The sequence below is a fragment of the Campylobacter sp. TTU-622 genome (assembly GCF_016598965.1).
In the GTDB taxonomy this organism is placed as follows: domain Bacteria; phylum Campylobacterota; class Campylobacteria; order Campylobacterales; family Campylobacteraceae; genus Campylobacter_D.
Genome location: NZ_JAENKR010000077.1, coordinates 1 through 6,135, shown reverse-complemented (window position 1 = coordinate 6,135; position 6,135 = coordinate 1). Strand labels below are relative to the sequence as shown.

The 6,135-nt window shown below is 28.8% G+C and carries 7 protein-coding genes; 5 read left to right on the top strand and 2 right to left on the bottom strand.

From position 1 onward, the window contains the following. Positions 1-160 precede the first annotated feature (160 nt). Together JG677_RS06645 and accB are read right to left on the bottom strand one after the other, a co-directional pair. The gene (locus JG677_RS06645; RefSeq protein ID WP_200170351.1) at positions 161-1,492 is read right to left on the bottom strand and encodes an acetyl-CoA carboxylase biotin carboxylase subunit; all 1,332 of its coding nucleotides are present in this window, start codon (positions 1,490-1,492) and stop codon (positions 161-163) included. After that, positions 1,492-1,947, bottom strand: a complete 456-nt coding sequence (accB, locus tag JG677_RS06640) for an acetyl-CoA carboxylase biotin carboxyl carrier protein (RefSeq protein WP_200170352.1) — start codon at positions 1,945-1,947, stop codon at positions 1,492-1,494. Before accB ends, JG677_RS06645 begins: the two co-directional genes overlap by 1 nt. Before the next feature lie 161 nt (positions 1,948-2,108). On the opposite strand from accB, the gene dcd reads away from it, so the two are divergent. From dcd to JG677_RS09040, 5 genes are read left to right on the top strand one after another with little or no spacing between them, the layout of a single operon-like run. Continuing rightward, a complete protein-coding gene (gene dcd / locus JG677_RS06635; protein ID WP_131186711.1) occupies positions 2,109-2,669 on the top strand; it encodes a dCTP deaminase in 561 nt (186 codons plus the stop codon). A 9-nt stretch (positions 2,670-2,678) separates the two neighbouring features. Next, a complete protein-coding gene (locus tag JG677_RS06630) occupies positions 2,679-3,740 on the top strand; it encodes a hypothetical protein (protein WP_200285859.1) in 1,062 nt (353 codons plus the stop codon). 58 nt (positions 3,741-3,798) lie between these two features. Beyond that, positions 3,799-4,803: a UDP-N-acetylglucosamine 4,6-dehydratase (inverting) gene (pseB, locus tag JG677_RS06625; protein WP_200170354.1), complete on the top strand. Its 1,005-nt coding sequence runs from the start codon at positions 3,799-3,801 to the stop codon at positions 4,801-4,803. After that, a complete protein-coding gene (gene pseC, locus JG677_RS06620; protein ID WP_200170355.1) occupies positions 4,803-5,939 on the top strand; it encodes a UDP-4-amino-4,6-dideoxy-N-acetyl-beta-L-altrosamine transaminase in 1,137 nt (378 codons plus the stop codon). The genes pseB and pseC overlap by 1 nt, the downstream gene beginning before the upstream one ends. Then, positions 5,926-6,117, top strand: a complete 192-nt coding sequence (locus JG677_RS09040; RefSeq protein ID WP_200285857.1) for a DUF4910 domain-containing protein — start codon at positions 5,926-5,928, stop codon at positions 6,115-6,117. Before pseC ends, JG677_RS09040 begins: the two co-directional genes overlap by 14 nt. Positions 6,118-6,135 lie beyond the last annotated feature (18 nt).

The following is a 6,135-nucleotide window of genomic DNA, read 5'->3' as shown; positions in this document are numbered from 1 at the left end:
ATATTGTATAAATTAATATTTAGATCAGACTCATTCAATTTGCTAATTTAATTTTAGCTAAACTTACAATTTAAAATAATTTAGATATTTTTTAGTTATGGTAATTTTTTGTAACATTGTTTCATAATTAAAAATTTATTTTTAATTATGAAACCTAGTTTTAATGTCTTGCAAGATAGTTTGTATCATAGTTATTGTCAATAAAATCAGGATTATCCATCATAGCAATATGAAAATCTTTAGTTGTTTTAATTCCTTGAACTATAAGCTCATTTAAGGCTACTTTCATTTTAGTGATTGCCCTATGTCTATCTTCTGCCCATACAACAAGTTTTCCAATCATAGAATCATAATAAGGTGGAACAGAATAATCTTGATAACAATGACTTTCCATTCTTACATTTCTACCTGCTGGGGGGATATATTTAGTTATTTTTCCTGGACTTGGTAAAAAAGTTTTAGGATCTTCAGCTGTGATTCTACACTCTATAGAATGTCCTTTTAATTTTATACTTTCTTGAGGAGGTAATGCATAACCTTCGGCTACTTTAATCATTTGTTCAATAATATCAATGCCACTGACCATTTCACTTACACAATGTTCCACTTGCAAACGTGTATTCATTTCTATAAAATAAAAATCTAAATTTTTATCTACTAAAAATTCAAAAGTCCCAGCTCCTTCATATCCTATAGCTTTAGCTGCTCTAATGGCTGTTTCATGTAATTTTTTACGCGTATTATTATCAAGAAGTATGGCAGGGGATTCTTCTATAAGTTTTTGATGACGCCTTTGCATAGAACAATCTCTTTCGCCTATATGGATTACATTGCCAAAACTATCTCCTATAACTTGTACTTCAATATGGCGTGGATTTTGTATATATTTTTCCATATACATTGTGCCATCTCCAAATGCTGTCATAGCTTCACTTTCAGCAGACCAATAAGCTTTTTCTAAATCTTTTTCACTTTCTACAACTCTCATACCGCGTCCGCCACCACCAGCTGCGGCTTTTAAAATAACAGGATAACCTATTTCACTTGCAAGTTTTTTAGCTGCTTCTATACCTTGTAAAGCTCCATCACTTCCTGGAATTACAGGAACATTAGCTCTTTTCATTACTTGTTTAGCTTTGCTTTTATCACTCATTAAAGTCATAGCTTCAACAGAAGGTCCTATAAATTTAATATTATGCTTAGCACAAATTTCAACAAAATTTTGATTTTCACTTAAAAAACCATATCCTGGAAAAATAGCATCAACCTCAGCAATTTCAGCTGCTGTGATAATAGCAGGGATATTAAGATAGCTTTCAGAACTTCTTGCTTTTCCTATACAAATACTTGCATCAGCGTATTTTAAATAAAGTGCATCTTTATCGGCTTCAGAATATACACAAATTGCTTTTTTTCCCATTTCTTTAATCGTTCTTAAAGCTCTTAAAGCTATTTCTCCACGATTGGCAATCAAAATACTTTTAATTTCCATTAAAGTTTCTCCACGGCAAATAAAGGCATTCCAAATTCAACTGGTTGTCCATCTGCAACAAGGATTTCGCTAATGCGACAATCAAATTCAGCCTCAATTTCATTCATAATTTTCATTGCCTCAATAATAGCTATCGTATCTCCTTTTTTAACATTTGTTCCAACTTTTACAAAAGGATTAGCACCAGGACTTGGGGCTTGATAATAAGTTCCTACCATAGGACTATTGATAGTTAAACTATCTGATTTTGCATTAATGCTTGGTTTTGCTTCATTAACAACATTAACATTAATCGGTTGTGGGGCAGGTGTTGTAGGACATACAGGAGCTGGAACATCACAACATATATCTCTTTGAAGTTCAATCTCAAAACCATCTTGTTCTTTAATTTTTATTTTAGTGATATTAGTCTCAGCAAATAAATTTACTAAATCTTTAATTTCCTCTTTTGTCATAATTTTTCTCCTATTCTTAATTTAAGAACTTAAATCTGATATTATATAAAAACTTACAAAAATTTAATATTAAAATATTTTAATTAAAATTCCAAATATAATAATTAAATCAAAATATATTAAAATATAATAATTAAATTTAATAAATACAAGGGTATAAAATGGGCTTAAAAGCTGATAATTGGATTAGAAAAATGGCAAAAGAAAATGAAATGATTTCTCCTTTTTGCGAAGCAAATATAGGCAAAGGTGTTGTAAGTTATGGACTTTCAAGTTATGGCTATGATATACGCGTAGGTCGTGAATTTAAAATCTTTACTAATGTTAATTCCACTGTTGTTGATCCAAAAAATTTTGTGGAAGAAAATGTAGTTGATTTTATAGGCGATGTATGTATAGTTCCTGCAAATTCTTTTGCACTAGCAAGAACAATTGAATATTTTAAAATGCCTGATAATGTCTTAGCTATATGTCTTGGAAAAAGCACTTATGCAAGATGTGGCATTATAGTAAATGTTACTCCATTTGAACCTGGGTTTGAAGGGCATATAACCATTGAAATTTCAAATACTACCCCACTTCCAGCTAAAATTTATGCTAATGAAGGCATAGCACAAGTGTTATTTTTTCAAGGTGATGAATATTGTGATACAACTTATAAGGATAAAAAAGGTAAATATCAAGCTCAAACTGGTATAACCTTGCCAAGAATTTTAAAATAAGGAATACTTATGAATATCAAAAGATACTTTTCCTTGCCAATTTCATTTTTTGGAGCTGTTATGGGGCTTAGTGCTATTTCTTTAGCTTGGCTTTTAATTTATAAGATTTCTTATCTTGCTCAATTTAATGATTATATTCTTAAAACAAGTCAAATTGTTTATACTTTTTTTGCATTTTTAGCTTTATTGGTTTTTATTTTCTTATTTTTTATTTTTATTTTTAAGTGCATAATAAATTTTGAAAATATAAAAAGTGAATTTCATAATCCAATCACTAAAGTTTTCTTTGGAACTTTTTGTATCTCTTGCCTACTTTTGCCTATGATATTATCAATACTTTTACAAACCTTTCAATATGAAAGCAATATCATTAGAACTTTTGGTTTAATCTTATGGATATTTGGAGTAATATTAATGTTTGGTTTTAGTTTATACATTATAAATACTTGGCTTTATCATAAACATGAATTTACTCATATTACTCCAGCTTGGATTATCCCTGTGGTTGGTTTATTAGATATTCCTTTAGCTTTACCCTATATTTTTAATACGAATTTGTATATTTTTAAGTATTTTACAATGCTTTGTATTGGAGTAGGCTTTCTCTTTGCTTTAATTTTGATACCTTTAATTTTAGCAAGGATCATCTTTTTTCAAAAACTTCCTGATAAACTTACCCCAACGCTTTTAATTTTAATAGCCCCTTTTAGTGTAGGATTTAGTGCTTATACAACTATTTTTAATATTGATGATTTTGCTATAATATTATTTTTAATAGGAGGATTTTTATTTCTATCTCTTTTACCTCAAATTTTTAAAGCTTATAAGTGTTGTCCCTTTAAAATTACTTGGTGGGCTATAAGCTTTCCATTGGCAACTCTAAACATTAGTTATTTAAAAATTATTGCTAATTCTTTGCAAAATATCAATTCAATCAATTTTAATAGTCTTTATGGAATTTTTGTTATTTTGGCTTTTGGATTTTTAATTTTTACAACTTTAATCTTTTTATGGCTAATTTTAAGAACAACTAAAGGAATCTTTTCAAAAGAAATTGAAAATTTAAGCTAAAATATAACAATGGAACAACTTTTGCTAAAATATTTATATAAAAATTAAAGGAAATTTTATGTTTAATGGTAAAAATATCCTTATTACAGGCGGAACTGGTAGTTTTGGTAAAACTTATACCAAAATTCTACTTCAAAATTATAAACCTAATAAAATTATTATTTATTCAAGAGATGAATTAAAACAATTTGAAATGGCAAATATCTTTAATGAGTCTTGTATGAGATATTTTATAGGAGATGTTCGCGATAAAGAAAGACTTAGCACTGCTATGAGAGATGTAGATTTTGTAATCCACGCAGCAGCAATGAAGCATGTTCCTGTGGCTGAATATAATCCTATGGAATGCATTAAAACCAATATACACGGGGCGCAAAATGTTATTGATGCATGTTTTGAAAATAAGGTTGAAAAATGTATAGCTCTTTCAACTGATAAGGCTTGCAATCCTGTAAATTTATATGGAGCAACTAAACTAGCTAGTGATAAACTTTTTGTAGCAGCTAATAATATAGCTGGAAATAACCATACAAGATTTAGCGTTGCAAGATATGGAAATGTGGTTGGTTCAAGAGGATCTGTTGTGCCATTTTTTAAAAAGCTGATTAGCGAAGGAGCAAAAGAACTCCCTATAACAGATACTAGAATGACAAGATTTTGGATTTCTTTAGAAGATGGAGTTAAATTTGTACTTGGTAATTTTGAAAAAATGCACGGGGGTGAAATTTTTATTCCTAAAATTCCATCAATGAAAATTACTGATCTTGCACACGCTTTAGCTCCAAATTTAAAACATAAAATTATAGGCATAAGGGCCGGAGAGAAACTCCACGAAATAATGATTTCAAGTGATGATAGTCATTTAACTTATGAATTTGATGATTATTATGCCATTAGTCCTAGCATTAAATTTACTAATACTCATAATGATTTTAGTATAAATGCCTTAAATCAAAAAGGTAAAAAAGTAAAAGATGGTTTTTCTTATAGCTCTGATAATAATCCAAATTGGGTAAGCGAAAAAGAACTTTTAAATATAATAAATCATACTGAGGAGTTTTGATGCTAACCTATTCTCATCAAAATATCGATCAAAGTGATATAGAAGCTGTTTTAAAAGCTTTAAAAGATGAAATTTTAACAGGTGGCAAGAAAGTAGAAGAATTTGAAAAAAATCTTTGCGAATACGTAGGAGTAAAATATGCTTGTGTATTAAATTCAGCTACTTCAGCTCTTCATCTTGCCTATAAAATTTTAAATCTTAAAGATAAAATTGTCCTTAGCACTCCTTTAACTTTTGCAGCTACTTCAAATACAGCTTTAATGGTGGGAGCAAAAGTTGAATTTATAGATATTAAAAGTGATGGAAATATTGATGAGAATAAACTAGAAGAAAGATTGAAAAAGGATAGTAAAAATATAGGAGCTATTTGTGTGGTTGATTTTGGGGGCAATAGCGTTGAAATGGATGAAATTTTAAATCTTGCTAAAAAATATAATATCCCCTTAATCGATGATGCAAGTCACGCACTAGGAGCAAGTTATAAAGATAAAAAAGTAGGCTCAATGGCCGATTTAAATGTATTTTCTTTTCATCCGGTAAAACCTATAACCACTTTTGAAGGTGGAGCCTTGCTTAGTGATAATGAATATTTTATTAAACAAGCAAAACTTTTAAGATCTCATGGGATAGAGAAAAAAAGGCTTTGGGATAGTGATATGTATGAACTTGGATACAATTATCGCTTAAGTGATGTTGCTTGTGCTTTAGGGATCAATCAACTTAAAAAACTTGATATCAATTTAGAAAAAAGAGAAAAAATCGCTCAATTTTATGATGAAGAATTTAAAAATAACCCTTATTTTTCTACTATAAAAATCAAAAATTATAAAAAAAGTTCAAGACATTTATATCCTATTTTACTTTTTCCAGAATTTCATTGCAAAAAAGAAGAAATTTTTAAAGCTCTAATTGATAGAAAAATAGGAGTTCAAGTGCATTATAAGCCCACTTATGAATTTAGTTTTTATAAAAATTTAATGGGAAATATAAGATTAGAAAATGCTGATCATTTTTATAGGGCTGAACTTAGCATTCCTTGTCATCAAGAAATGAGTTTAGAAGATGCAAAATTTGTAAAAGAAAACTTATTTGAAGTTTTAGAAAAAGCAAAAAAGGCTTATTGTGAATCAATTTGATTTTAGACATAAAAATTTTATGCAAAATGGTATCTTAATGTATAATCTGGCTAAAAAGCTTTTTCCAATTTGTAGAAGTATCACTGGAAAAGGTTTTAGAACAAGTTTAAAAATTCTAAACTATGAACTTATAAAAAATCTTAATATATCAAATAAACTGGGGGGGGGGGGGATTTGAAATTCACTCCATTAAAAG

Bases quoted from the DNA above. Each gene is read 5' to 3' on its own strand.
- dcd (WP_131186711.1), top strand. From the start codon at position 2,109: ATGGGCTTAAAAGCTGATAATTGGATTAGAAAAATGGCAAAAGAAAAT.
- JG677_RS06630 (WP_200285859.1), top strand. From the start codon at position 2,679: ATGAATATCAAAAGATACTTTTCCTTGCCAATTTCATTTTTTGGAGCT.
- pseB (WP_200170354.1), top strand. From the start codon at position 3,799: ATGTTTAATGGTAAAAATATCCTTATTACAGGCGGAACTGGTAGTTTT.
- accB (WP_200170352.1), bottom strand. From the start codon at position 1,947: ATGACAAAAGAGGAAATTAAAGATTTAGTAAATTTATTTGCTGAGACT.
- JG677_RS06645 (WP_200170351.1), bottom strand. From the start codon at position 1,492: ATGGAAATTAAAAGTATTTTGATTGCCAATCGTGGAGAAATAGCTTTA.
- pseC (WP_200170355.1), top strand. From the start codon at position 4,803: ATGCTAACCTATTCTCATCAAAATATCGATCAAAGTGATATAGAAGCT.